This window comes from Enterobacter cloacae complex sp. P1B (assembly GCF_014982345.1).
In the GTDB taxonomy this organism is placed as follows: domain Bacteria; phylum Pseudomonadota; class Gammaproteobacteria; order Enterobacterales; family Enterobacteriaceae; genus Enterobacter; species Enterobacter bugandensis.
Genome location: NZ_JADCLF010000010.1, coordinates 127233 through 152541, shown reverse-complemented (window position 1 = coordinate 152541; position 25309 = coordinate 127233). Strand labels below are relative to the sequence as shown.

At 51.7% G+C, this 25309-nt stretch carries 26 protein-coding genes and 1 other annotated feature; of the genes, 15 read left to right on the top strand and 11 right to left on the bottom strand.

Annotated features, from left to right (window positions below):
• From INF77_RS11890 to ugd, 6 genes are all read left to right on the top strand, one after another.
• On the top strand, positions 1-555 hold a 555-nt coding region (locus INF77_RS11890), incomplete at its 5' end, for a serine O-acetyltransferase (RefSeq protein WP_227415158.1).
• 1 nt (position 556) lies between these two features.
• Positions 557-1567, top strand: a complete 1011-nt coding sequence (locus INF77_RS11885; protein ID WP_028013774.1) for a hypothetical protein — start codon at positions 557-559, stop codon at positions 1565-1567.
• Between the two features lie 48 nt (positions 1568-1615).
• Positions 1616-2488, top strand: coding sequence for a glucose-1-phosphate thymidylyltransferase RfbA (rfbA, locus tag INF77_RS11880; protein WP_028013773.1), 873 nt, complete (start codon positions 1616-1618; stop codon positions 2486-2488).
• A gap of 57 nt (positions 2489-2545) precedes the next feature.
• Positions 2546-4012 (top strand): glycoside hydrolase family 1 protein, encoded by a 1467-nt coding sequence (locus INF77_RS11875; RefSeq protein ID WP_193543071.1) that lies wholly within the window; start codon positions 2546-2548, stop codon positions 4010-4012.
• 148 nt (positions 4013-4160) lie between these two features.
• Positions 4161-5567 carry an NADP-dependent phosphogluconate dehydrogenase gene (gndA, locus tag INF77_RS11870; RefSeq protein ID WP_028013772.1) on the top strand — a complete coding sequence of 469 codons (1407 nt, stop codon included), beginning with the start codon at positions 4161-4163 and terminating at the stop codon, positions 5565-5567.
• Positions 5568-5792: 225 nt separating this feature from the next.
• Entirely contained in the window at positions 5793-6959 is a 1167-nt protein-coding gene (gene ugd / locus INF77_RS11865; protein ID WP_048961289.1) for a UDP-glucose 6-dehydrogenase, read from the top strand.
• 51 nt (positions 6960-7010) lie between these two features.
• On the opposite strand, the gene INF77_RS11860 is transcribed toward ugd, so the two are convergent.
• On the bottom strand, positions 7011-8015 hold the full coding sequence (locus INF77_RS11860) for an NAD-dependent epimerase (RefSeq protein ID WP_193532960.1): 1005 nt from the start codon (positions 8013-8015) through the stop codon (positions 7011-7013).
• A gap of 191 nt (positions 8016-8206) precedes the next feature.
• Here INF77_RS11860 and wzzB point away from each other — a divergent pair, with 191 nt between their 5' ends.
• Positions 8207-9187, top strand: a complete 981-nt coding sequence (gene wzzB / locus INF77_RS11855) for an LPS O-antigen chain length determinant protein WzzB (protein WP_047367915.1) — start codon at positions 8207-8209, stop codon at positions 9185-9187.
• A gap of 41 nt (positions 9188-9228) precedes the next feature.
• Here the strand turns inward: wzzB and hisIE are convergent, their stop codons facing one another.
• The 9 genes from hisIE to hisL all read right to left on the bottom strand — a co-directional run bounded on the left by hisIE (position 9229) and on the right by hisL (position 16445).
• Positions 9229-9840, bottom strand: coding sequence for a bifunctional phosphoribosyl-AMP cyclohydrolase/phosphoribosyl-ATP diphosphatase HisIE (hisIE, locus tag INF77_RS11850; RefSeq protein WP_100169994.1), 612 nt, complete (start codon positions 9838-9840; stop codon positions 9229-9231).
• Positions 9834-10610: an imidazole glycerol phosphate synthase subunit HisF gene (hisF, locus tag INF77_RS11845; RefSeq protein ID WP_041909169.1), complete on the bottom strand. Its 777-nt coding sequence runs from the start codon at positions 10608-10610 to the stop codon at positions 9834-9836. Before hisF ends, hisIE begins: the two co-directional genes overlap by 7 nt.
• Positions 10592-11329 (bottom strand): 1-(5-phosphoribosyl)-5-[(5-phosphoribosylamino)methylideneamino]imidazole-4-carboxamide isomerase, encoded by a 738-nt coding sequence (hisA, locus tag INF77_RS11840; RefSeq protein ID WP_193532961.1) that lies wholly within the window; start codon positions 11327-11329, stop codon positions 10592-10594. Before hisA ends, hisF begins: the two co-directional genes overlap by 19 nt.
• The gene (gene hisH, locus INF77_RS11835; protein ID WP_028013765.1) at positions 11329-11919 is read right to left on the bottom strand and encodes an imidazole glycerol phosphate synthase subunit HisH; all 591 of its coding nucleotides are present in this window, start codon (positions 11917-11919) and stop codon (positions 11329-11331) included. Before hisH ends, hisA begins: the two co-directional genes overlap by 1 nt.
• On the bottom strand, positions 11919-12986 hold the full coding sequence (gene hisB, locus INF77_RS11830; RefSeq protein ID WP_069733075.1) for a bifunctional histidinol-phosphatase/imidazoleglycerol-phosphate dehydratase HisB: 1068 nt from the start codon (positions 12984-12986) through the stop codon (positions 11919-11921). Before hisB ends, hisH begins: the two co-directional genes overlap by 1 nt.
• Positions 12983-14044 (bottom strand): histidinol-phosphate transaminase, encoded by a 1062-nt coding sequence (gene hisC / locus INF77_RS11825; RefSeq protein WP_028013763.1) that lies wholly within the window; start codon positions 14042-14044, stop codon positions 12983-12985. The genes hisB and hisC overlap by 4 nt, the downstream gene beginning before the upstream one ends.
• The gene (hisD, locus tag INF77_RS11820) at positions 14041-15345 is read right to left on the bottom strand and encodes a histidinol dehydrogenase (protein WP_193532962.1); all 1305 of its coding nucleotides are present in this window, start codon (positions 15343-15345) and stop codon (positions 14041-14043) included. Before hisD ends, hisC begins: the two co-directional genes overlap by 4 nt.
• A 5-nt stretch (positions 15346-15350) precedes the next feature.
• Positions 15351-16250 (bottom strand): ATP phosphoribosyltransferase, encoded by a 900-nt coding sequence (gene hisG, locus INF77_RS11815; protein ID WP_000886595.1) that lies wholly within the window; start codon positions 16248-16250, stop codon positions 15351-15353.
• Between the two features lie 45 nt (positions 16251-16295).
• Positions 16296-16419, bottom strand: a sequence feature (His leader region).
• Positions 16395-16445, bottom strand: a complete 51-nt coding sequence (gene hisL, locus INF77_RS11810; RefSeq protein WP_001364200.1) for a his operon leader peptide — start codon at positions 16443-16445, stop codon at positions 16395-16397. Its footprint overlaps the feature before it by 25 nt.
• 175 nt (positions 16446-16620) lie before the next feature.
• Between hisL and INF77_RS11805 the strand changes: the two genes are divergently transcribed.
• From INF77_RS11805 to plaP, 4 genes are all read left to right on the top strand, one after another.
• On the top strand, positions 16621-17445 hold the full coding sequence (locus INF77_RS11805; protein ID WP_193532963.1) for an SDR family oxidoreductase: 825 nt from the start codon (positions 16621-16623) through the stop codon (positions 17443-17445).
• Positions 17446-17486: 41 nt separating this feature from the next.
• Complete coding sequence (locus INF77_RS11800; protein WP_041909174.1) at positions 17487-18416, top strand: LysR substrate-binding domain-containing protein; 930 nt, start codon at positions 17487-17489, stop codon at positions 18414-18416.
• Between the two features lie 219 nt (positions 18417-18635).
• Positions 18636-18698 (top strand): membrane protein YoeI, encoded by a 63-nt coding sequence (yoeI, locus tag INF77_RS11795; RefSeq protein WP_099458931.1) that lies wholly within the window; start codon positions 18636-18638, stop codon positions 18696-18698.
• Positions 18688-20046 carry a putrescine/proton symporter PlaP gene (gene plaP / locus INF77_RS11790; protein WP_028013759.1) on the top strand — a complete coding sequence of 453 codons (1359 nt, stop codon included), beginning with the start codon at positions 18688-18690 and terminating at the stop codon, positions 20044-20046. Before yoeI ends, plaP begins: the two co-directional genes overlap by 11 nt.
• Before the next feature lie 58 nt (positions 20047-20104).
• Here the strand turns inward: plaP and sbcB are convergent, their stop codons facing one another.
• Complete coding sequence (gene sbcB, locus INF77_RS11785) at positions 20105-21541, bottom strand: exodeoxyribonuclease I (protein ID WP_153656654.1); 1437 nt, start codon at positions 21539-21541, stop codon at positions 20105-20107.
• A 198-nt stretch (positions 21542-21739) separates the two neighbouring features.
• Here sbcB and dacD point away from each other — a divergent pair, with 198 nt between their 5' ends.
• From dacD to INF77_RS11765, 4 genes are all read left to right on the top strand, one after another.
• The gene (gene dacD / locus INF77_RS11780) at positions 21740-22906 is read left to right on the top strand and encodes a serine-type D-Ala-D-Ala carboxypeptidase DacD (protein ID WP_048961279.1); all 1167 of its coding nucleotides are present in this window, start codon (positions 21740-21742) and stop codon (positions 22904-22906) included.
• A 119-nt stretch (positions 22907-23025) separates the two neighbouring features.
• Positions 23026-23499: a DNA gyrase inhibitor SbmC gene (gene sbmC / locus INF77_RS11775; RefSeq protein ID WP_028013756.1), complete on the top strand. Its 474-nt coding sequence runs from the start codon at positions 23026-23028 to the stop codon at positions 23497-23499.
• Between the two features lie 92 nt (positions 23500-23591).
• The gene (locus INF77_RS11770) at positions 23592-24650 is read left to right on the top strand and encodes an FUSC family protein (RefSeq protein ID WP_028013755.1); all 1059 of its coding nucleotides are present in this window, start codon (positions 23592-23594) and stop codon (positions 24648-24650) included.
• A 158-nt stretch (positions 24651-24808) separates the two neighbouring features.
• Entirely contained in the window at positions 24809-25144 is a 336-nt protein-coding gene (locus INF77_RS11765) for a DUF496 family protein (RefSeq protein ID WP_028013754.1), read from the top strand.
• Positions 25145-25309: the final 165 nt, after the last annotated feature.

Below are 25309 nucleotides of genomic sequence, written 5' to 3'. Positions count from 1 at the left end.
TTACAGGGAGTCATCCTAATGTTTGAGTTAGTTAAGGAAGATGTACGGAGATATTACAAACTGAGTGGGCGTAATAAATCAAAAGTTTCTCTTTTAGGTATAATTTCAGCTTTTATCGGAATGAAAATGACTCCAGTTATTTTATACCGCATGAGTCATTTTTGCTTTAAGAAAAGAATCCCTGTTTTAGGAAAGATTTTTTCGCTAATAAATTTTATTGTTTTTGGGGTTGAAATTGCGTCAAACTGCGAAATAGGTGGTGGTTTTTTTATACCACACTCGCAGGGTATTGTTATTGGCGCATCTAAAATTGGTGTTAACGCAACAATATACCAGCAAGTTACGCTGGGTGCGAAAAATATCGATATTCCATTCAATCACGCTAATCGCCCTGTTTTAGGTGATAATGTAGTAGTTGCATCTGGGGCTAAGGTTCTTGGTGGTATTCGAATTGGTGACAATGTTATTGTCGCGGCTAACGCTGTTGTAATGCATTCCTGTGATGACAATGTGCTACTTGTAGGCATTCCGGCCATTGTGAAGAAGAGTATTTAAAATGAAAGTGCTGTTTTTATGTCCTCGCTTTTTTAATTATGAAACCGAAATATCTGATGGATTAAGGCGAGCCGGTGCCACCGTTGATTATTTCGATGAAAAGCCATTTAATAACGTCTTTTTTAAAATTTTACTTAGGCTCTGGAAAGATAATAATTTCCTCAAACGCATTTCAGACGCGTATTTTGAGAGGATATTGCTACAAACAAGAGATGATTACGACTATGTTATAGTGCTTAAAGGTGAGTCTCTCGATAGAAAAAATCTACTTAAATTCAAAAATAAATATAAGAGTGCTCAATTCATTTACTACGCGTGGGATTCTATTAAAAATTACCCTCATATTCAGGAGTATCTAAACTTATTTGACCGAGTGTTTACCTTTGATGATAATGATGCTCGAGAATATGATTTTATGGATCATTTGCCATTGTTTTATTCCCCTGATTTTGTAAGCACAGCGACAAGAAAAACAGCAAAGAACGTTAAGCCAAGTATTGCATTCCTCGGTACCGTACATAGTGACAGATACAAGCTATTAGGGGAAATTTATGAGAAATATAAAAATGAATATGATTTAAGGTTTGTGCTTTATTTTCCTTCTATTGTTGTATTGGCTGGTTTTATTCTTACCAATATAAAAGATGTCATTAAATACAGACTCTTTAGTTTTACACTTCGCTCTAGAAATAAAAAACAGATCGCGTCATTCTTCTCTGGTGCTGATGCTGTGCTTGACATCCAGCATCCCCGGCAGACAGGTTTGACGATGAGAACAATAGAATGCTTACCTCTAAAGAGGAAGTTCATAACTACTAATAGCAGAGTTAAGGACTACGACTTTTATGCAGCTGAAAATTTTTATTTTATTGACCGCGAAAACATTTATATAGACTCTGCTTTTTTTGATATCCCGTATGATGATAAGCATACGGATGCCATTTCGCGTTATAGCGTAGACTCATGGGTAAAAACATTGTGCTCAACTGATATCAGAAAAGATGTTGTTTAATTGAAAGATATTAATTCTAATTTAGCTTAAGAGTATTGAGGTAGTAGAATGAAGGGTATTATTCTTGCTGGCGGTTCAGGAACACGTTTACACCCAATTACACGTGGAGTCTCTAAACAACTTTTACCCATTTATGATAAACCTATGGTTTATTATCCAATGTCGGTGCTTATGCTTGCGGGTATCCGTGATATTCTTTTAATCACAACACCTGAAGATCTGCCTTCTTTTAAACGTTTGTTAGGAGATGGTAGTCGTTTCGGAATTAATTTGTCCTATGAAATTCAGCCGTCTCCTGATGGCCTTGCGCAAGCATTCATAATTGGTGAAGAGTTTATCTCTGGTGATAAATGTGCCTTAGTATTAGGTGATAATATTTTCTTCGGGCAGAGTTTTGGTAGGAAACTTGAATCGGTTGTTTCAGGTAATGCCGGGGCTACTGTTTTTGGCTACCAGGTAATGGATCCAGAACGTTTTGGTGTTGTAGAGTTTGATGAAAACTTTAAGGCATTAAGCATAGAAGAAAAACCAGCTGCACCTAAATCCAACTGGGCTGTAACTGGCCTATATTTTTATGATGCAAACGTGGTTGATATGGCAAAACGTGTTAAACCATCAGCACGGGGTGAACTTGAAATTACTACGCTGAATGAGATGTATCTCGAACAGGGAAATCTTCAGGTAGAATTACTGGGACGAGGTTTTGCATGGCTCGATACCGGTACCCATGACAGTTTAATCGAAGCATCACAATTTATTCATACTATTGAGAAGCGACAAGGGTTCAAAATCGCCTGCCTGGAGGAAATTGCTTACCGTAACGGCTGGCTCACTGAGAGTGAGGTCCTGACCTACGGGAATGAAATGAGCAAGACCAATTACGGTCAGTATTTGCTCAATTTAATAAAAAATAGCAAATAGCGATTTATAAAATTAATAATATCATACCCTTAATAGCTATCAGGCCTTGATTATAAAATGAAAGCAAAATATTTTTTCCTTACCTCTGCGCTTCTTTTACCTCCTGCATTCTCTGGTGAAAAACAACAATGTGATTTTCTCTGGGGCACGGCATCCTCATCTTACCAGGTTGAAGGTGGCTGGAATGAGAGTGGAAAGGGTCCTTCAAACTGGGATTATTTTACTCATAATGAAGTAACAAAATATATTATTGGTACCGTAGAAAATGGAGATGTTGCTGCCAATCAAATTTCTCGGGATGTCTATCTAAAAGATATACAACTCATGAAAGAATTAGGTGTCAATTCGTACCGCTTCTCCATATCCTGGTCCAGGGTGATGCCTGACGGCGTAACGGTAAATAAAAAGGGATTAGAATATTACAACCAACTTATTGCTGACTTAAAAGAAGCTAATATTGAGCCGGTGATTACACTTTACCACTGGGACATGCCATTAGCGCTTTATAAAAAAGGTAGTTGGTCTAACCCTGAATCACCAGTGTGGTTCGAAAAATTTGCACAAGTAATTTTTGAGAATTTTGGTAATAAAAGTCATAATTTTATTACCTTTAATGAGCCTGAAGGCTATGTTTTTACTCTTGAACCCCTTGCAGCAAATCTCATTGAAAAAAAACCAGACGGATACCGTGACGTTTTGTCCGTAGCGTCTCGTGGTAAACAAGCGGTAGCATTACACAATCTTTTGATTGCAAATGCGATGGTGGTACGTAATTACCACAAGGCTAAATATGATGGACGTATTGGCATTGCGTTAAACTTATCTCCTTGCATCGATAATGGACATCCAAATAGTACTACTGAGCAGTTATGTAACGATCTCCACAACAACTGGATTCTGGATGCTCTATATAAGGGAAAATATCCAGATTCAGTATTGAAAATGTATCAATCAGCATATCCTAAATTTAAGCCCACATTTCAAGATATGCAATTGATTACCCAAGGAAAACCTGATTTCATCGGCGTAAACTATTATGGTCCAACATTGGTTAAGCATGATGAATCTGAACCGTTTGAAATAGGTAATGTCCCTAACCCAGATAAAAAACCATCCGTCAACGGACCTGTTTCTCCTGAGGCGTTGGTTACAATGATGAAAAAGATTGATGCCGAATATGCTCATCCTACCTTCATTATTACTGAGAATGGTGCAGGTTTTGGTTTAGCTGATGAACAACTTAAGGAAGGGGTCATTTCTGATAAGTTGAGAGCAGACTATCTCAAGAGACATGTTACTGCCGTTATGAATGCAAAAAAGGAAGGATTGGATATTCAGGGCTATCTATTTTGGAGCTTGCTCGATAATTTCGAGTGGTTATGGGGTTACAAAAATAGATTTGGAATAATTGGTGTCGATTTCGATGATAAGAATTTGAAACGTATACCTAAGTTAAGCTATTATATTTACCAAAAAACTATTAAAGAATATAAAAAGCAATGTATTTCAACGACGCAAAAATGACCACTTGATAAAGCCATGCTTTTGTTATGGCTAAAGTGTATTAATGACCATAATTACCTACCTCTGCTCTCGATTTCTGAGTTAAGATTATTCGATAATATATCCACCGGGAAGTACCTGGTGGGACCACACCTGACAGGAGTATGTAATGTCCAAGCAACAGATCGGCGTTGTCGGTATGGCAGTGATGGGGCGCAACCTGGCGCTCAACATCGAAAGCCGTGGTTATACCGTCTCCGTTTTCAACCGCTCCCGTGATAAGACTGAAGAAGTGATTGCCGAGAACCCAGGCAAGAAGCTGGTTCCTTTCTATACGGTGAAAGAGTTCGTTGAGTCTCTGGAAACGCCTCGTCGAATCCTGCTAATGGTGAAAGCGGGCGCAGGTACCGATGCAGCTATCGACTCCCTGAAGCCTTACCTCGAAAAAGGCGACATCATCATTGATGGCGGTAACACCTTCTTCCAGGACACCATTCGTCGTAACCGTGAATTGTCCGCTGAAGGCTTCAACTTCATCGGTACCGGTGTTTCCGGTGGTGAAGAGGGCGCGCTGAAAGGCCCATCTATCATGCCTGGTGGCCAGAAAGAAGCGTACGAACTGGTTGCGCCTATTCTGACTAAAATCGCTGCTGTTGCGGAAGATGGCGAGCCGTGTGTGACTTATATCGGTCCGGACGGTGCGGGTCACTATGTAAAAATGGTGCACAACGGCATCGAATACGGCGATATGCAGCTGATCGCAGAAGCATACTCCCTGCTGAAAGGCGGCCTGAATCTCTCTAATGAAGAGCTGGCTGAAACCTTTACCGAGTGGAACAAAGGCGAGCTGAACAGCTACCTGATCGACATCACCAAAGATATCTTCACGAAGAAAGATGAAGAAGGTAAATACCTGGTTGATGTGATTCTGGATGAAGCAGCGAACAAAGGTACCGGTAAATGGACCAGCCAGAGCTCTCTGGATCTGGGCGAGCCGCTGTCTCTGATCACCGAATCCGTCTTTGCGCGTTATATCTCTTCTCTGAAAGAGCAGCGCGTTGCGGCTTCTAAAGTGCTGTCAGGCCCACAGGCTAAACCAGCCGGTGACAAAGCTGAGTTCGTCGAGAAAGTTCGTCGCGCCCTGTACCTGGGTAAAATCGTCTCCTACGCGCAGGGCTTCTCTCAGCTGCGTGCGGCGTCAGACGAGAACAACTGGGATCTGAATTACGGCGAGATTGCGAAGATCTTCCGCGCGGGTTGCATCATTCGTGCGCAGTTCCTGCAGAAAATCACCGATGCCTATGCTGAAAACGCGGGTATCGCTAACCTGCTGCTGGCACCGTACTTTAAGAAGATTGCAGACGAGTACCAGCAGGCGCTGCGTGACGTGGTTGCCTACGCTGTACAGAACGGTATCCCGGTTCCAACCTTCTCCGCTGCGGTGGCGTATTACGATAGCTACCGCGCTGCCGTTCTGCCTGCCAACTTGATTCAGGCACAGCGTGACTATTTCGGCGCGCATACTTACAAGCGCACGGATAAAGAAGGCGTGTTCCACACCGAATGGATGGAATAAGTTAACTTACTCGCTTTCATCAAACCCGGAGCCTGTCTCCGGGTTTTTTTATGCAAAAAATGCCGCGCATTATTCGAAGTAGTCTGAATCTCATCCCCCTCGTTGTGATTACTCCTGGTTTGCCTTGACACTGCTGTTTGCCAGGAGGTACAAAGCCCAACAGTTATGTTTATCGCGATGGTCTGCCGGCCATCAATACAGTTAACTAAAAGAAGTCATTAGCGAATGAAAATAACAATTTCCGGAACAGGGTATGTCGGTCTTTCTAACGGCATTCTGATTGCTCAGAACCATGAAGTGGTTGCGCTGGATATCGTGCAGGCCAAAGTGGATATGCTCAATCAGAAGAAATCGCCGATTGTCGACAAAGAAATCCAGGACTATCTCAGCAACAAACCGCTGAATTTCCGCGCCACGACAGATAAAGAAGATGCATACCGCGATGCGGATTACGTCATCATTGCGACGCCTACTGACTACGATCCAAAAACCAATTACTTCAACACCTCAACCGTAGAAGCGGTTATCAAAGATGTTATTGCGGTCAATCCTGATGCGGTGATGGTTATTAAATCAACCATTCCTGTCGGCTTTACCAAATCCATCAAAGAAAAGTTTGGTATTGATAATATCTTCTTCTCGCCTGAGTTCCTGCGTGAGGGGAGAGCGCTTTATGATAACCTGCATCCTTCCCGTATCGTTATTGGCGAACGCTCTGATCGCGCTGAACGTTTCGCTGCGCTGCTTCAGGAAGGCGCAGTGAAGAAAGATATTCCGGTGCTGTTCACAGACTCCACCGAAGCGGAGGCGATTAAGCTTTTCGCAAACACCTATCTGGCAATGCGAGTCGCGTACTTCAATGAGCTCGACAGCTATGCAGAAAGTCTTGGGCTTAACACCCGCCAGATTATTGAAGGGGTTTGCCTCGACCCGCGTATTGGTAACCACTACAACAACCCGTCATTTGGCTACGGCGGTTATTGCCTGCCAAAAGATACCAAGCAGCTGCTGGCAAACTACCAGGCTGTACCGAATAATCTCATTTCTGCGATTGTTGACGCTAACCGTACGCGTAAAGATTTCATCTCCGATTCTATTCTTGCGCGCCAGCCGAAAGTGGTCGGCGTGTATCGTCTGATCATGAAGAGCGGTTCCGATAACTTCCGCGCCTCTTCCATTCAGGGGATCATGAAGCGCATCAAGGCGAAAGGCGTTGAGGTTATTATTTATGAACCGGCCATGCAGGAAGATCAGTTCTTCAATTCCCGCGTGATCCGCGATCTGGATGCTTTTAAGAAGGAAGCGGATGTCATCATCTCGAACCGTATGGCCGAAGAGCTGGCTGACGTCGCTGACAAAGTCTATACCCGCGATCTGTTCGGTAGCGACTAATTCTCTTACGTTAAAATAAAAAACCCGGCTGATTTGCCGGGTTTTTTATTTTCAGACCTTGTAAAACTCGCGGTACCAGTCAACGAAGTTCTTCACGCCGTCTTTAACCGAGGTTTGCGGTTTGAAACCGATCACGTCATAGAGCGCTTTCGTGTCGGCGCTGGTTTCCAGGACGTCGCCCGGCTGGAGTGGCAACATATTTTTCTCGGCTTTCTTACCCAGCGCCTCTTCCAGCGCGGTGATGTAGTCCATCAGTTCTACTGGCGAACTGTTACCGATGTTGTAAACGCGGTAAGGTGCTGAACTTGTTGCCGGTGAGCCGGTCTCGACGGTCCAGTTTGCGTCAGGATGGGGAATAACATCCTGCAGGCGGATAATTGCTTCAGCGATATCATCGATGTAGGTGAAATCGCGCTTCATCTTGCCGTAGTTATAGACATCGATGCTTTTGCCTTCAATCATCGCCTTAGTAAACTTAAACAGCGCCATGTCCGGGCGTCCCCACGGACCGTATACGGTAAAGAAGCGCAGTCCGGTGGTCGGCAGGTTGTAGAGATGCGAATAGGTGTGCGACATCAGCTCATTGGCTTTTTTGGTCGCGGCATAGAGTGAAACCGGGTGATCTACGGAATCGTCAGTGGAGAAGGGCATCTTACGGTTGAGGCCATATACGGAGCTGGATGAGGCATACAGCAAATGCTGAACGTGGTTATGGCGGCAGCCTTCCAGCACGTTGAGGTGGCCAATAAGGTTGGCATCGGCGTACGCATGCGGGTTTTCCAGGGAGTAGCGTACGCCTGCCTGTGCGGCCAGGTGAATAACGCGATCGAACTTCTCGTCAGCGAAAAGCGCAGCCATACCTTCCCGGTCAGCTAATTCCATCTTGTGGAAGGTGAATCGCTCAGATTGTAGCCGTTCCAGACGTGCCAGCTTTAAATTAACATCGTAATAGTCGTTCAGGTTATCAATACCGACAACCTCATGACCGCACTCAATGAGGCGTTTGCTGACATTCGAACCGATAAAACCCGCTGCACCCGTTACCAGAAATTTCATATCTTTCCTCAAATACCTAACGCTTACAGATGCGATAACGCATCACATAGTGACTATGATAGCGCGAAGGGGGCGAGTTACATAACGCATCTTTCCGATATAACTCATCGGATTCTTATAGAAAAATCCTCAGCAATATATACACTATGCAAACATAATAATTTTCCCCCTTTTTATCTGTTAGGGATTGTATGACGCAAAACAACAATAGTCCGGTCAGCCGAAGCAATGACCCTGAGCACATTGATTTACTTGCATTAATGCTACAGCTGTGGCGTGGGAAGTGGACGATAGCAATTTTTGTTTTTGTTTTTATTGCCATGGCGATAGGATATCTATCAGTCGCAAAGGAAAAGTGGACCTCACGGGCGATTATTGCACAACCAGATGCGGCCCAGATAGCGACTTATTCAAATGCATTGAACATCCTCTACGGCAGCGCTGCCCCTTCGATGCTGGACATTCAAACGCGCGCTATTGGACGTTTTAACTCTTCTTTCTCAGCGTTATCGCAGGCGCTGGACAATCAGGACGTGCCAGAAAAACTGACCATTGAGCCTGCTGTTAAAGGGGAAACGTTGCCATTAACCGTCTCCTATATCAGCACTTCTGCTGAAGCGGCTCAAAAGCAGTTAGCGCAGTACATTCAGCAAGTAGATGAACAGACGGCAAAAGAACTTGCCCTTGACCTCAAGGACAATATCAAGGAACAGATTAAATCCCTGAACGATTCTCTGGTAAGCCAGGAAAAGGTCGCTCAAGAGCAGAAAGAGCTGCGAATCAAACAGATTGCTGAGGCGCTGAAAAATGCTGAGGCGGCGAAAATTACCTCGCCGCGCATTCAGCAAACCCAGGATGTGACTCAGGAAACGATGTTTCTGCTGGGAAGCGACGGTCTGAAATCGATGATTGACAATGAAGCGTCACGCCCGCTGGTCTTTTCTGCTGCTTACTATCAGACCAGACAAAACTTGCTGGATATTCAAAATCTGAACGTAAACCCGGATACTATCCACGTCTACCGTTACGTTATGAAACCAAATCTGCCTGTACATCGTGACAGCCCCAAAAAACCAATCATTCTGACTCTTGCCGTGCTGCTGGGCTTGATGATGGGTTCTGTAGTGGTACTGGCGCGTAACGCATTACGCAACTATAAGCCAAAAGCCTGATTTGCAGATTAAAAAAAAACCGGGGAAATTCCCCGGTTTTTTTATTTATGACGCTTTCGAAGATTCTCAATCACCGCCGTCAAATCCAGTTCCTGATCCTGCAGCAGCACCAGCAGGTGATACATCAAATCCGACGCTTCATTCGTCAACTCTTCCCGGTCGTGTACGGTCGCGGCCAGCGCCGTCTCAACGCCTTCTTCACCCACCTTCTGCGCAATACGCTTAGTCCCGCTGGCATACAGCTTCGCGGTATAGGAGCTCTCAGGATCCGCGGATTTACGCTCCGCCAGGAGTTGCTCAAGCTGATACAGGAACAGCCACTGGTGACTCGCCTCGCCGAAGCAGCTGCTGGTGCCTTTATGGCAGGTTGGGCCGATTGGGTTCACCAGCACCAGCAGGGTATCGTTATCGCAGTCTGGCGTCATGCTGACCACGTTCAGGAAGTGCCCCGAGGTTTCCCCTTTGGTCCACAGGCGCTGCTTCGTGCGCGAGAAAAACGTCACTTTGCCGCTGTCGATCGTTTTTGTCAGCGCGTCCTGGTTCATATACCCCAGCATCAGAACTTCGCCTGAGACGGCATGCTGTACAACCACCGGCAATAATCCGTCAGTTTTTTCCCAGTCCAGCTGCGCCTGTTGTTGCTCTGTTAACATACCCTGATCTCCACGCCCTGGTCGGCCAGGTACGTTTTTAACTCGCCAATATTGATAATCTGTTTGTGGAACACGGACGCGGCCAGCGCGCCGTCGACGTTCGCATCGCGGAAGGCTTCCAGGAAGTGTTCCATGGTGCCCGCGCCGCCGGAGGCAATCAGCGGAACGTGGCAGACCGCGCGAACTTTCTTCAGCTGCTCGAGATCGTAACCGTTACGCACGCCGTCCTGGTTCATCATGTTCAGCACAATCTCACCTGCGCCGCGCTTCTGCACTTCCTCTACCCAGTCGAGCGTTTCCCACTGCGTCACGCGCGTCCGGCTTTCATCGCCGGTATATTGGTTAACGTGATATTTGCCGGTCGCGGCGTCGAACCAGGTATCAATCCCTACCACTATGCACTGCACGCCAAAGCGATCGGCCAGGCGGGTAATCAGTTCCGGCTCGGCCAGAGCAGGGGAGTTGATGGAAATCTTGTCGGCGCCAAAAGAGAGAATTTTGGCGGCGTCATCAGCAGACTTAATCCCGCCCGCCACGCAGAACGGAATATCAATCACTTCCGCCACGCGCGCGACCCAGCTTTTATCGACCACGCGGCCATCGCTGGAGGCGGTGATATCATAGAAGACCAGTTCGTCAGCGCCTTCATCAGCATAGCGTTTCGCCAGCGGGACGATATCGCCAATGATCTCATGGTTGCGGAACTGCACGCCTTTCACAACCTGACCATCGCGCACGTCAAGACAAGGAATTATCCGTTTTGCCAGCATTGAATCGCCTCCGTCACCGTAAATTTACCTTCCAGCAGGGCCCGGCCCACAATCACGCCCTGTACCCCCGTTCCGCGCAGCGCGGCGATATCGGCTAAGTCACCGATGCCGCCAGATGACTGGAATGCCACCTGCGGATAACGGGCGCAAACTTCTTCATATAAAGAAACGTTGGAGCCCGCCAGCGTTCCGTCGCGCGAGATGTCCGTGCACAGCACGTGCTTCAGGCCCACAGGGAGATACGTCTCGACCAGCGCTTCCAGCGTTACGCCGGAATTTTCCTGCCAGCCGCTGACCGCCACCTGCTTATTACCCTGCTCGTCAATGCGCACGTCCAGCGCCAGTACCAGGGCGTCGGCGCCAAAGCGGCGGAACCAGCCCTTCACCGTCTCAGGCTCTTTCACGGCGGTTGAACCGACCACCACGCGCGCCACACCTGCATCCAGAAGAGCCGCCACGTCGTCCTCGGTGCGTACGCCGCCGCCGACCTGCACGGGCACGTCAACACCAGCAACCAGTTTTTTCAGCAGCGGGATCTGGCGCTTCGCCGGATCTTTCGCGCCCGTTAAATCCACCAGATGCAGCACCTGTGCACCCTGGCCGGCATAATCCTGCAGGCGCGGCAGCGGGTCCTTTCCGTAGTCGCGCTGTTGACCGTAATCGCCCTGATGAAGACGGACAACCGTGCCGTCGATTAAATCTAAAGCGGGAATAATCATCACATCTCCAGGAAGTTTTTCAGCAGCTGCGCGCCAGCGGCGCCAGAGCGTTCCGGGTGAAACTGCACGCCGAAGAAATTGTCTTTCTGCACCGCCGCGGTAAACGCCTCGCCGTAAGTGCACTGGGCGATGGTATTGACGTTCACCGGCATGGCGTAACTGTGCACGAAGTAAAAGTACGCGCCGTCTTCGATGCCGCGAAACAGCCGGTCACCCGCTTTGGCGTAAACGCGGTTCCAGCCCATATGCGGCAGAGGCAGGCCGTGGTCGGTCATTTTCGGTACGTCTTCGTCGATAATGCCCAGCAGGTCAACGCCGTTGCTCTCTTCGCTGCGGCGGCCAAGAAGCTGCATGCCCAGGCAAATCCCCAGCACCGGCTGGGTACAGGCTTTGATCAAATCGACCAAATCGCGTTCGCGAATCTGGTCCATCGCCGCCTGTGCGGTGCCAACGCCCGGCAGGAAAAGCTTGTCAGCGCGCAATACAATGTCCGGATCGCGGCTCACCACCGGCTCATAGCCGTGGCGCGCGATGGCCGATTTCACGGAGTTGAGGTTGGCGCATCCGGTATCCAGAATCACCACGTTCATTACAGCACTCCTTTCGACGAGGGCAGGGCATCGCCTTCCACGCGGATAGCCTGGCGAAGCGTACGGCCAAAGGCTTTAAACAGGCTCTCCACGCGGTGGTGATCGTTTTTGCCTTTGGTTTTCAGGTGCAGCGTCAGTCCCATGGTGTAGGACAGGGAACGGAAGAAGTGCTCCACCATTTCGGTGCTAAGATCGCCGACGCGCTGGTAGGTGAAATCAGCTTTGTATTCCAGGTGCGGACGACCCGAGATGTCCATGGCGCAGCGCGCCAGGCACTCGTCCATCGGCAGGACGAAGCCGAAACGGTTGATGCCGCGCTTGTCGCCGAGCGCCAGCTTCAGGGCTTCACCCAGCGCCAGGCCGGTATCTTCCACGGTGTGGTGATCGTCAATATAAAGGTCGCCTTTTACCGCGATCTCCATGCGGAAACCGCCGTGGGTGGCAATCTGGTCCAGCATGTGGTCAAAGAAACCGACGCCGGTGTGGATCTTGCTGCCGCCTTCACGGTCCAGCCAGACTTTTACATCAATCTGCGTCTCTTTGGTGTTACGCTCAACGTGGGAATAGCGGTCGCGTTTTGTCAGTTGCTCGCCAATCTTTGCCCAGTTAAGGTCGTTACGATCGTAGCGCAGCCCCGCGATGCCCATGTTTTCCGCCAGCGTAATATCGGTGATGCGATCGCCGATGACGTAGCTGTTGGTTTTATCCAGCATCTCTTCGGCCAGATAGCGCTCAACCAGCTTCACCTTTGGCTTACGGCAGTCGCACTCGTCGGCTGGCATGTGCGGGCAAATCAGCACCTCATCAAATACCACGCCCTGAGAGGTTAGCACCTGCATCATCAGGTTATGCGGGCCGTCAAAGTCCGCCTGCGGGAAACTGTCCGTACCCAGACCGTCCTGGTTGGTGATCATTACCAGCTTATAGCCCGCTTTCTGAAGCTTAAGCAGCACCGGGATCACGTCCGGTTCAAAAGCCAGCTTGTCGAAACGATCGACCTGGAAATCGGCTGGTGGCTCCGAAATAAGGGTGCCGTCACGATCGATGAAAAGGATCTTCTGGGTCATACTTTCTCCGCTTTCAGGGCGTCAATGACGCGCTGGCTCTCTGCGCGGGTGCCTACGGTGATACGTAAACAGCCACTCAGGGAAGGTTGTTTATTCTGGTCTCGTAAGATAATGCCCTGATCCCATAAAGATTTAAATACGGCACTGGAGGCGGTGAAGCGCGCCAGGATGTAGTTGGTTTCCGAGTCGAACACCTGCTCGACGCATGGGATGTCTTTTAGCGCGGTGACAAGGTACTGACGTTCCTCCAGGATCTGCGCCACGCGTTCGCGCATCGCGTTGATACCCTGAGGCGTCAGCGCCTGTGCCGCAATATCGGCAACCGGCGTTGAGAGGGGGTACGGGGCGATCACTTTCAGCAGCAGGTCGATAACCTCTTTATTCGCCAGCGTAAACCCGCAGCGCAGGCCCGCGAGGGCGAAGGCTTTTGACAACGTGCGCAGCACAACGAGATGCGGATACTCTTCCAGCCAGCCCGTCAGCGTCGCCTGCGGGCAGAACTCGATGTAGGCTTCGTCGGCCACCACCAACGCTTTACCACGGGTCATCTCCAGCAGGGTGCGGATATCCTGCGGGTTAATAATCTGCCCGGTTGGGTTATTTGGGCTGCAGACGAAGACGACCTTCACGCCGTCGAGATTGTCGGCAATGCCCTGTAAATCGAGCTGCCAGTTCTCCAGCGCCTGGACGTTGCGGCACGCCACGCCGAAGGTTTCGGCGCTGACGCTGTACATTCCGTACGTGGGCTGGCAGTACATCACCGCGTCTTTGCCCGGCTCGCAGAACGCGCGGATCAGCAGCTCAATGCCCTCATCCGCGCCGCGGCTGACCAGTACCTGCTCCGGCTTCACACCCGCGTACTGGGCGTAGTTTTCAATCACCGCTTTTGGCTGACACTCCGGATAGCGGTTCAGCGTTTGCTGCGACAGCTCAAACTGCACCGCAGTCGGGAATTCGTTGGCGTTCAGCCAGACGTCCCCGTTTCCGCCCAGACGACGCGCAGACTGGTAAGGCGTCAGGCGGCGGACATTTTCGCGGGCTAATTCTTCAATGTTCATGCTTGCTCCTTCAGTGCGGCAACGCGCAGCGTCACAGCGTTTTTGTGGGCGGTCAGACGCTCGGCGGCGGCCAGGGTTTCAATAGTAGAAGCCAGTGAAGCAAACCCCTCGCGGGACAGCTCCTGCACGGTCATGCGTTTCTGGAAATCCGCCAGGCCGAGGCTGGAACAGGTAGAGGTGTAGCCATACGTCGGCAGCACGTGGTTGGTGCCGGAGGCGTAATCCCCCGCGGACTCCGGTGACCAGTCGCCGAGGAACACCGAGCCCGCGCTGGTGATGCTGTCGACCAGATCGCGCGCGTTGCGGGTCTGAATAATCAGGTGCTCCGGGCCGTACTGGTTGGAGATGGCAATGCACTGCTCGAGATCGCGCGCCACAATCAGGCGGCTGGCCGCTAACGCCTGACGTGCCGTGTCGGCGCGGGGCAGATCGGCAAGCTGACGTTCAACGGCTTCGCCCACGCGTTTCGCCATATCGGCATCCGGCGTCAGCAGGATGACCTGCGAGTCCGGGCCGTGTTCTGCCTGTGAAAGCAGGTCGGAGGCCACGAAGTCCGGCGTTGCGCCGCTGTCGGCAATGACCAGCACTTCAGACGGACCGGCAGGCATATCGATGGCCGCGCCGTCGAGACGCTGGCTGACCTGGCGCTTGGCTTCGGTCACATACGCATTGCCCGGGCCAAAGATTTTGTCGACTTTAGGAATGGACTCCGTCCCGAACGCCAGGGCGGAAATCGCCTGCGCGCCGCCCACTTTATACACCGCCTGCACGCCGCAGAGTTTTGCCGCGTAGAGGATCTCATCGGCGATCGGTGGCGGAGAGCACAGCACTACTTTCTGGCATCCGGCGATACGCGCCGGCGTGGCGAGCATTAATACGGTCGAAAACAGCGGCGCTGAACCACCAGGGATATAAAGTCCCACTGACGCAACCGGGCGCGTCACCTGCTGGCAGCGCACGCCGGGCAGGGTTTCGACATCCACGGTCTGCAGCTTCTGCGCGGTGTGGAAGGTATCAATATTTTTCACCGCGACGGCCATCGCCTGCTTGATGTCGTCACCCAGACGATTACTGGCATCAATGATTTCCTGCTCCGTAACCTGTAATGCGCCGACTTCCGTCTTATCAAACTTTGCACTGTATTCACGCAGCGCGTCATCGCCGCGGGCTTTAACGTTATCCAGGATCTCCGCCACGGTGCGTGAGATGCTCTCAGAGGCGGAAATCGCCGGGCGCATCAGCAGCTCGCGCTGTTGCTCGTCGCTACAATTATTCCAGTCGATGATTGTGTTAAAGCTCATGGCCATTACTCCATCATCTTCTCAATTGGCAGCACCAGGATGGAGCTTGCGCCCAGCGCCTTCAGTTTTTCCATGGTTTCCCAGAACAGGGTTTCGCTGCTCACCATGTGCATCGCCACGCGCTGCTGATCGCCCGCCAGCGGCAGGATGGTTGGGCGCTCAGCGCCCGGCAGCAGGGCAATCACTTCATCCAGACGCTCGGTTGGGGCGTGCATCATGATGTATTTGGACTCACGCGCCTGAATCACGCCCTGAATACGGGTCAGCAGCTTGTCGATCAGCTGCTGTTTGGCGTCGGCCATCTCGCCGTCGCGCTGAATCAGGCACGCTTTAGAGCGGTAAATCACTTCCACTTCGCGCAGACCGTTCGCTTCCAGCGTCGCGCCGGTCGAGACGAGGTCACAGATGGCGTCCGCCAGACCCGCACGCGGTGCCACTTCAACGGAGCCGTTCAGCAGGCAGGATTTAAACTGCACGCCTTTCTGGTCGAGATAACGCTTCAACAGGTGAGGGTAAGAGGTGGCGATACGTTTGCCGTTCAGCGCGGCCGGGCCGTCCCACGCTTCATCAACCGGCGTTGCCAGCGACAGGCGGCAGCCGCCGAAGTCCAGACGACGCAGGGTGAAGTAACGCGGGTCTTCACCCTGCGCGCGGCGGGTCAGCAGCTCTTCTTCCAGCACGTTTTCACCGATGATACCGAGGTCAACGACGCCGTCCATCACAAGGCCGGGAATATCGTCATCACGCACGCGCAGAATGTCGATCGGCATGTTTTCAGCCAGAGCAATCAGGCGCTGGGTGTGCAGGTTGATTTTGATCCCGCAGCGGGCCAGCAGTTCGCGTGAATCGTCACTCAAACGGCCTGATTTTTGAATAGCTATGCGTAAACGTGAGTTATCTAACATTCTTTATTCCTCGTTAACCTGTTTTAACCTGTCTGAATTCGGTCCAAAAAAAAGCCCCCGGAAGAAGATCTTCCGGGGGCTTTTTCATGCGTTCATGCACCACTGGAAGATCCAAACGTCTTCCAGCACACATCGCCTGAAAGACTAGTCAGGATGATGGTGATGATGGTGGTGTTTAAATTGAACGCGTGTCATTTAAATTCTCGATGAATGCTTATTCATTTGATGTCTTTTAACCTAAACCAGTTGTACGACATATTGCAAGGGCTTTTTTTGATCATTAATTCATTTCATATTGATGCTATGAATTGTGTGTTCTGCCGGGCTGGCGTAGCCTTATGAAAGACGAGTGAGAGTCAGGAGAATTCGCATGAAAAAGGTCTCGATTGTCGGTTTAGGATGGCTGGGAATGCCGCTGGCGATGTCATTTGCCGCGAAAGGCTGGCAGGTGACCGGGAGCAAGACCACCCGGGATGGGGTCGAAGCGGCACGCATGTGCGGTATTGATGGCGTTGAACTGCGTCTGGAGCCGGAGCTGGTGTGTGATGCGGACGATCTGGACACGCTGATGAACGTAGATGCGCTGGTGATTACGCTACCCGCACGGCGCAGTGGCCCGGGCGAATCATTCTACCTGCAGGCGATGCAGGAGATTGTCGACAGCGCGCTGGCGCATCACGTCCCGCGCATAATTTTTACCAGCTCGACGTCGGTTTATGGCGATGCTGAGGGCGTGGTGAAAGAGAGTTCCGAGCGCCGTCCCGTAACCGCGAGCGGTCAGGTCCTGAAAGAGCTGGAAGACTGGCTGCATAACCTTCCCGGCACGCAGGTCGATATCGTTCGTCTGGCGGGGCTGGTTGGCCCGGGGCGTCATCCGGGGCGCTTCTTTGCCGGTAAGACGGCACCAGACGGTCAACATGGCGTGAATCTTGTGCATCTTGAAGATGTTATTGGCGCGATTGAGCTACTCTTACAGGCTCCAAAAGGCGGACACATCTATAATATATGTGCACCGTCTCATCCGGCGCGCAGCACGTTTTACCCGCTCATGGCACGCCAGCTTGGGTTGGCTCCGCCGGTTTTTGGTGAGGCAAAGAACGAAAGTAAAGGCAAAATTGTTGATGGCAATCGCATTTGCCATGAGCTGGGGTTTGAGTATCAGTATCCCGATCCGCTGGTGATGCCCATGGAATAAGCCCCGCAGCGGAGACAATCGCACACCAGAAGGGGGCGAGCATGAAACCGCTGCTGGATGTTCTTATTATTCTGGATGCACTGGAAAAAGAGGGGAGCTTTGCGGCTGCCTCGGCAAAGCTCTACAAAACCCCTTCGGCCCTGAGCTATACCGTTCAAAAACTGGAAAGCGACCTCAATATTCAGATCCTCGATCGCTCCGGGCACCGCGCGCGGTTTACCCGCACCGGGCAGATGCTGCTGGAAAAAGGCCGTGACGTTCTTCATACCGTTCGCGAGCTGGAAAAGCAGGCCGTCAAGCTCCATCAGGGATGGGAGAATGAGCTGGTGATTGGCGTGGATGATACCTTTCCGTTTTCTCTACTGACGCCGCTCATTGAAGCGTTTTACCAGCATCACAGCGTCACCCGGCTGATCTTCATCAATGGGGTGCTGGGCGGCTCCTGGGATGCCTTAACCCAGGGCAGGGCGGACATCTTTGTCGGTGCCCTGCACGAGCCTCCCCAGTTGAGTGACTTTGGTTTTGCCCGCCTGGGCGTGCTGGAGCAGGTATTTGCCGTGGCGCCCCATCATCCGCTGGCTCAGGAGCCTGATCCTCTTAACCGTCGCGTTATTAAGGGGTACCGCGCAATAGTAGTCGGGGACAGCTCGCGCCCCGAATGTGCGGTTTCCTCGCAGCTGCTGGATGAGCAGGAGGCCATTACCGTTTTTGACTTTAAAACCAAGCTGGAGCTGCAAATTAGCGGCCTGGGCTGCGGCTATTTGCCGCGCTATCTGGCGCAGCGCTTTATTGATAGCGGTGCGCTTGTTGAAAAACAGGTGCTTGCGCAAAGCAGTAACGAATCGGTGTGGGTCGGCTGGAATGAACAAACCGCCGGGCTGGCCAGCGCCTGGTGGCGGGACGAAATTTTAGCAAATAGTGCTATCGCTGCAGTTTACTCTCAGGGGAGCGCCGAGAAATCAGCCAGTTAGAAAAAAGAAAATGACCCGGTGCGTTGCAAAGTATTGCCTTTTGTATCCGATGTGGGGCAAAATGCCGCCGCTGCAACCAAATGAATAATCGACGATATAAAAGGCGTCGGTTATTTTTTTTTGCATGTACGAAACGAAACTAAAAACCAAGAGGCCGGGCTTCGTACCGGATAGATATTTACTAAAATCCGACAGTTGTTGTCGCTGAGGAAGAAAGAAATGGGGCAATTTTTCGCTTACGTGGCGGTTATCACCGTAAAGGAGAATAACTATGTCGCATAACGCAACTCCAAACACCTCTCGCGTGGAATTACGTAAAACGCTTACGTTGATTCCGGTTGTTATGATGGGCCTTGCCTATATGCAACCGATGACGCTGTTCGATACATTCGGTATCGTATCGGGCCTCACTGACGGTCATGTGCCGACGGCTTACGGCTTTGCGCTGATTGCGATCCTCTTTACCGCGCTGAGCTACGGTAAACTGGTGCGTCGCTATCCGTCTGCAGGTTCCGCCTACACCTATGCCCAGAAATCCATCAGCCCGACGGTTGGCTTTATGGTGGGCTGGTCTTCGCTGCTCGACTACCTGTTCGCGCCGATGATCAACATTCTGCTGGCAAAAATCTATTTTGAAGCGCTGGTGCCATCGATTCCCTCGTGGATCTTCGTCGTGGCGCTGGTAGCCTTTATGACGGCCTTTAACCTGCGCAGCATCAAGTCCGTTGCCAACTTTAACTCCGTTATCGTTGTGCTTCAGGTTGTCCTGATTGCCGTGATTCTTGGCATGGTGATCTATGGCGTATTCCACGGCGAAGGCGCGGGCACCCTGGCGAGCAGCAAACCGTTCTGGTCTGGTGATGCGCATGTGATCCCGATGATTACCGGGGCGACGATTCTGTGCTTCTCCTTTACCGGTTTCGACGGGATTAGCAACCTGTCTGAGGAAACGAAGGATGCAGAGCGCGTGATCCCGCGTGCCATCTTCCTGACGGCGCTGATTGGCGGTCTGATCTTTATTTTCTCGACCTATTTCCTGCAGCTGTACTTCCCGGATATCTCGCGCTTCAAGGATCCGGATGCGTCTCAGCCGGAAATCATGCTCTATGTGGCGGGTAAAGCGTTCCAGGTCGGCGCGCTGATCTTCTCCACCATCACCGTACTGGCGTCCGGTATGGCCGCGCATGCAGGCGTTGCGCGTCTGATGTACGTAATGGGTCGTGATGGCGTATTCCCGAAAAGCTTCTTCGGCTACGTGCATCCAACCTGGCGTACCCCGGCGATGAACATTATCCTTGTCGGTGCGATCGCGCTTCTGGCGATTAACTTTGACCTGGTGATGGCAACGGCGCTGATTAACTTCGGTGCGCTGGTGGCGTTCACCTTTGTTAACCTGTCGGTTATCTCTCAGTTCTGGATCCGTGAAAAGCGTAACAAGACGCTGAAAGATCACTTCCAGTATCTGTTCCTGCCGATGTGCGGTGCCCTGACCGTGGGCGCGCTGTGGGTTAACCTGGAAGAGAGCTCGATGGTGCTTGGCCTGATTTGGGCAGGTATCGGCCTGGTGTACCTGGCCTGTGTCACGAAGAGCTTCCGTAACCCGGTTCCTCAGTACGAAGACGTTGCTTAAGTCTTAACGTATCAAAAAAAAACCGGAGACCTTGTCTCCGGTTTTTTTATATCTCACTTCAGACTATCTCTTGCGCGTACTGGAACAGGGCTTTTAACAGGATCTGTTTTTCTGCGTTGCCTTCATACTGGTTGTATAACGACTCAAGCTCCTGCGCGTAATGCTGCAGATACTCTGGCGTAAACACGTTTCGACGGTGCTGCAGCCAGCGCGCCTGTTCTGCTTCATCCAGCGTGCCGGGATAATTGCGCGCCCGGTAGTTAAACATCAGCTTTTCGATGCGCTTATCTGCGAAGGTGATGTCCAGCGCAGGTAAGTTACGCGGCTCGGTTTGCAGAACAATATTCATGGCTGCGCGGTCAGCATCACTGAAGAAGCCGTTGTAGAGCTGGGCATCCACGTTTTCGGACGGCACGAACGGCTCCGCCTCGGCGAAGATGGCGACCACTTTCTCGCGCACCTGCGGGTTATCGCGAAGCACTTTCAGGTTATCCAGGCAGTGCTGACGGTTAATGCCCAGCCTGTCGGCATCTTCCGGACGCAGCGTGTTCGCCTGCGCCAGCACCGGACATTTATTGATGTGCACCAGCTTAACCGGCACCGCAGGCAGATCCCCGAGTTCATTTTTCGGGGTGTAAAGCCGTTCGCGCAGGGTATCGCTGTCAAGCTCCAGCAGCGGCGAAATATCGCCCGCCAGGTCCACCATGATAACCGCATTACGGTTATCCGGGTGCCACGCCAGCGGCGCAACCCAGCTGGTATTGCCGCGCCAGGCACCAAACATGCCGGAGATATGCACCAGGGGCTTCATCTGCGGTACGTCGATAAGGGTCATGAGCTTCTGCTTGCTTCGGTGGCTCAGCAGATATTCAAACAGCCGGGGCTGTGCGGTTTTCACCAGCTTCGCCATGGCAATGGTGGCATAAACGTCTGCCATCGCATCGTGGGCATTGCTATGCTCGATGCCGTTGGCGCGCGTCAGGTGTTCCAGCCGGAAGCTGGTCAGCCCTTCCTCATTTTCCGGCCAGTTAATGCCTTCAGGGCGCAGGGCATAACAGGCGCGCATGATGTCGAGCAGATCCCAGCGTGAATTGCGGTTCTGCCAGCTCCAGGCGTACGGATCGTAGAAGTTGCGATAGAAGATGTTGCGCGTCACTTCATCATCGAAGCGGATGTTGTTGTAACCGACCACGCAGGTATTAGGCACGGTAAACAGATCGTGGATGCGGCGGGCGAACTCTGCTTCGTTAACGCCTTTTTCCCGCGCTTCCTGCGGTGTGATCCCGGTGACCATCACCGCGCCGGGCTGCGGCAGGTAATCATCCGCTGGCTTGCAGTAAAAGACCTCAGGCTCGCCGATGATGTTGAATTCGTCATCGGTGCGGATGGCGGCAAACTGCGCCGGTCGGTCCAGCGCCGGATGCGTGCCAAAGGTTTCGTAGTCGTGGAATAAAAAAGTCGGGCGTGCGGCAGAGTCAGACACCAGTAATACCATCCTGTTAAAAAATGACGTCACTATGGTAAACGATCGTGCGGGTCAGACCGAATAAAAAGCGCCGCCGCGTCGCAAATTTGCGCGCCAGCTTCAGAGAAAAACCTGCGTTCTGTCACATTTTTTTGCAATTAAGCCAGGTAACGACATCAGAAGTCCCGTAAAAAGGTCATCGATTTTTAATGACCTGAGGATATACCGTTGAAACGCCGTCTGTTTATTGCTGTTTCTTTACTCGCATCGAGTGTCTCATCTGCTTTTGCGGCCGAACCACTGGACTTTTCGCCGCAGCCTCCGGCCATTCAGGCTGGCTCCTGGGTGCTGATGGATTACACGACTGGTCAAATTTTAACGGCGGGCAACGAACATCAGCAACGTAACCCGGCGAGCCTCACCAAGCTGATGACGGGTTATGTGGTGGATCGGGCCATTGATAGCCACCGCATTACCCCGGATGACATCGTCACCGTAGGGCGTGACGCGTGGGCAAAGGGCAACCCGGTTTTTGACGGTTCGTCGCTGATGTTCCTGAAAGAGGGCGATCGCGTCACCGTGCGTGACTTAAGCCGCGGTCTGATTGTCGATTCCGGCAACGATGCCTGCGTGGCGCTGGCCGATCATGTGGCGGGCGGGCAGCCGCAGTTTGTGAAGATGATGAACGACTACGTGCAGAAGCTGAACCTGCGTGATACGCACTTTGAAACCGTCCACGGTCTGGACGCGCCGGGCCAGCACAGCTCGGCCTATGACCTGGCCGTGCTCTCCCGGGCCATCATTCACGGTGAGCCAGAGTTTTATCATATGTACAGCGAAAAGAGTCTTACCTGGAACGGCATCACCCAGCAAAACCGTAACGGCCTGCTGTGGGATAAAACCATGAACGTGGACGGCCTGAAAACGGGGCATACCTCAGGAGCAGGCTTTAACCTTATTGCCTCCGCGGTGGACGGTCAGCGTCGTTTGATTGCGGTAGTGATGGGCGCGGACAGCCCGAAAGGGCGCGAGGACCAGGCGCGTAAGCTCCTGCACTGGGGACAACAGAACTTCGATACGGTGCAGATCCTGCATAACGGTAAAAAAGTCGGAACAGAGCGTATCTGGTACGGCGATAAAGAACAGGTGAAACTGGGCACCGACCAGGACTTCTGGCTGGCCCTGCCGAAAGCGGAAGTACCGAACATCAAAGCCAAATACGTGCTGGATAAAAAAGAGCTGGAAGCACCGATTGCCGCGCATCAGCGGGTCGGGGAGATCCAGCTCTATGACCGCGACAAGGTCGTGGCGCACTGGCCTCTGGTCACTCTGGAAGCCGTTGATAAGGGAGGCGTATTCTCACGCCTGAGCGATTATCTTCACCACACGCTTTAACCGCTGATGGGCAGACTGGCAGGGTTGCGAGTCTGCTCACATAATAAACACTCCTCGTTTGCCGATAATAGAAATCCTGCTTTATAGTGTATAAATATACAGTGCTAATCGGAGGCAGCATGGACTACAGCATCAAGCAGCAACAGAAACGTAAGATTGCGGGTTTTCATCTTGTTGGGCCGTGGGAAAAAACGGTCAAGCAGGGCTTTGAACAGCTGGTCATGTGGGTAGACGGGCGTCACATTGAGCCGCTGGAGTGGGTGGCGGTCTATTACGATAACCCCGATGAGGTTCCGGCAGAAAAACTGCGCTGCGATACGGCCGTTACCGTACCGGATGATTTCGTCATCCCGGAAAACAGCGAAGGGGTGATGATGACCGAAATCGCGGCCGGTGATTATGCCGTGGCGACGGCGCGCGTGGAAAACTACGACTTTGCAACCCCGTGGTATCAGTTCTTTAATTCCCTGCTGCAGGATAATAAATATCAGATGGCGCTTAAGCCCTGTTTTGAGCGCTATCTCAATGATGGCAACGCGGACGGCTACTGGGATATTGAAATGTTTATCGCGGTAGAGCACAAAACGGTTTAAGCCTGCTTAATGAAGGGTTTTTCAGCAGGGAGCGATCCGCCCGGCTGAAAACACAGTACAATTGTGATTTGCCGTGTTGCTGGAGAGCGGGTGTGCGTCCCGACAAATCATTAACCCCTTTTGAAATTCGCTTATATAAACATTACCGCGTGGTGCACGGGTGTCGCATCGCGCTGGCGTTCGTGTTGACCTTTGTACTGGTCAGGTTGCTGGATATACCGGAAGGAACGTGGCCGCTGATCACGCTGGTGGTGGTGATGGGGCCAATCTCATTTTGGGGAAACGTTGTCCCGCGCGCCTTCGAGCGAATAGGTGGTACCGTGCTTGGCTCTGCCCTGGGGCTGATTGCCCTGAAGCTTGAGCTCATCTCATTTCCAGTGATGCTGGCATGGTGCGGTGCCGCCATGTTCCTGTGCGGCTGGCTGGCGCTGGGCAAACGGCCTTATCAGGCGCTGCTGATTGGTATCACTCTCGCGGTCGTGGTCGGCGCGCCAGCAGGGGATATGACCACGGCGATGTGGCGAAGCGGGGATGTTATTCTGGGCTCGCTGCTCGCCATGCTGTTTACCGGCATCTGGCCGCAGCGGGCTTTTCTGCACTGGCGTATCCAGATGGCTAACTACGTCACGGCGTTTAACCGCGTTTACCAGGCGGGGTTTTCACCGAATCTGGTTGAGCGTCCCCGGCTGGAAAAGCATCTGCAAACCATCCTCAACGACGTGGTCAAAATGCGCGGCCTGATAGTACCAGCCAGTAAAGAGACCCATATTCAGAAAGCGATTTTCGAAGCTATCCAGACGGTCAGCCGCAATCTGGTGTGTATGCTTGAACTGCAAATCAACGCGCACTGGGCCACGCGTCCCAGCCATCTGTTGATGCTTAACGCCCAGACCCTCAAAGAGACGCAGATGATGACGCAGCAGACCCTGCTGACCATCGCCCATGCGCTCTATGAAGGCAACCCGCAGCCCGTTCTGGCGAACAGCGAGCGGCTCAATGAAATCGTGGCGGAACTGAAGCAGTTAATCAACGAGCGGCAGGGCGATAACGTGGCGGAAACGCCCATTCACGGCTATGTCTGGCTGAGCCTGGAGCTGGCGCGACAGCTTGAACTGCTATCGCACCTGATTTGTCGGGCGCTGCGCAAATAAAACGCGGATGTGACGCCTGCTGCTTCGATTCAGCAGCAATTGGGGTTATGATAGCTTTAAACGATATAGCCATTGTCATTCGCAGCCGCTGTCAGTAAGGTTATTGTTACAACGGTTGCTTTAACGAATCCGAATCTCACATTATCAGGGGTGTAAAAATGGAAACTATCAAGCCTTCGTTCCAGGATGTTCTGGAATTCGTCCGCCTGTTCCGCCGCAAAAACAAACTGCAGCGTGAAATCCAGGACGTTGAGAAGAAGATCCGTGACAACCAGAAACGTGTTCTGCTGCTCGACAACCTGAGCGACTACATCAAGCCGGGCATGAGCGTTGAAGCTATTCAGGGCATCATCGCCAGCATGAAGAGCGACTATGAAGACCGCGTTGATGATTACATCATCAAAAATGCTGAGCTGTCCAAAGAGCGTCGCGACATCTCTAAAAAGCTGAAAGTGATGGGCGAAATCAAAAACGCCGAAGCTAAAAGCGAATAATCGCAGCGAATTGTGAAAAAGGCTCTCTGGTGACAGGGGGCCTTTTTTATTTGACGATCAACGGTCCGCTGATTTGTAGGTCGGGTCAGGCGCAGCCGCCAGCTGACAATTCTACCCGACGCAGAAAAGCAAAAAGCCTGCTTCAAAAGCAGGCTTTTCAAATTT

Excerpts from the sequence above, each read along its gene's own strand:
- INF77_RS11885 (WP_028013774.1), top strand. The coding sequence starts at position 557 with ATGAAAGTGCTGTTTTTATGTCCTCGCTTTTTTAATTATGAAACCGAA.
- rfbA (WP_028013773.1), top strand. The coding sequence starts at position 1,616 with ATGAAGGGTATTATTCTTGCTGGCGGTTCAGGAACACGTTTACACCCA.
- INF77_RS11875 (WP_193543071.1), top strand. The coding sequence starts at position 2,546 with ATGAAAGCAAAATATTTTTTCCTTACCTCTGCGCTTCTTTTACCTCCT.
- gndA (WP_028013772.1), top strand. The coding sequence starts at position 4,161 with ATGTCCAAGCAACAGATCGGCGTTGTCGGTATGGCAGTGATGGGGCGC.
- ugd (WP_048961289.1), top strand. The coding sequence starts at position 5,793 with ATGAAAATAACAATTTCCGGAACAGGGTATGTCGGTCTTTCTAACGGC.
- INF77_RS11860 (WP_193532960.1), bottom strand. The coding sequence starts at position 8,015 with ATGAAATTTCTGGTAACGGGTGCAGCGGGTTTTATCGGTTCGAATGTC.
- wzzB (WP_047367915.1), top strand. The coding sequence starts at position 8,207 with ATGACGCAAAACAACAATAGTCCGGTCAGCCGAAGCAATGACCCTGAG.
- hisIE (WP_100169994.1), bottom strand. The coding sequence starts at position 9,840 with ATGTTAACAGAGCAACAACAGGCGCAGCTGGACTGGGAAAAAACTGAC.
- hisF (WP_041909169.1), bottom strand. The coding sequence starts at position 10,610 with ATGCTGGCAAAACGGATAATTCCTTGTCTTGACGTGCGCGATGGTCAG.
- hisA (WP_193532961.1), bottom strand. The coding sequence starts at position 11,329 with ATGATTATTCCCGCTTTAGATTTAATCGACGGCACGGTTGTCCGTCTT.
- hisH (WP_028013765.1), bottom strand. The coding sequence starts at position 11,919 with ATGAACGTGGTGATTCTGGATACCGGATGCGCCAACCTCAACTCCGTG.
- hisB (WP_069733075.1), bottom strand. The coding sequence starts at position 12,986 with ATGACCCAGAAGATCCTTTTCATCGATCGTGACGGCACCCTTATTTCG.
- hisC (WP_028013763.1), bottom strand. The coding sequence starts at position 14,044 with ATGAACATTGAAGAATTAGCCCGCGAAAATGTCCGCCGCCTGACGCCT.
- hisD (WP_193532962.1), bottom strand. The coding sequence starts at position 15,345 with ATGAGCTTTAACACAATCATCGACTGGAATAATTGTAGCGACGAGCAA.
- hisG (WP_000886595.1), bottom strand. The coding sequence starts at position 16,250 with ATGTTAGATAACTCACGTTTACGCATAGCTATTCAAAAATCAGGCCGT.
- INF77_RS11805 (WP_193532963.1), top strand. The coding sequence starts at position 16,621 with ATGAAAAAGGTCTCGATTGTCGGTTTAGGATGGCTGGGAATGCCGCTG.
- INF77_RS11800 (WP_041909174.1), top strand. The coding sequence starts at position 17,487 with ATGAAACCGCTGCTGGATGTTCTTATTATTCTGGATGCACTGGAAAAA.
- plaP (WP_028013759.1), top strand. The coding sequence starts at position 18,688 with ATGTCGCATAACGCAACTCCAAACACCTCTCGCGTGGAATTACGTAAA.
- sbcB (WP_153656654.1), bottom strand. The coding sequence starts at position 21,541 with ATGGTATTACTGGTGTCTGACTCTGCCGCACGCCCGACTTTTTTATTC.
- sbmC (WP_028013756.1), top strand. The coding sequence starts at position 23,026 with ATGGACTACAGCATCAAGCAGCAACAGAAACGTAAGATTGCGGGTTTT.
- INF77_RS11765 (WP_028013754.1), top strand. The coding sequence starts at position 24,809 with ATGGAAACTATCAAGCCTTCGTTCCAGGATGTTCTGGAATTCGTCCGC.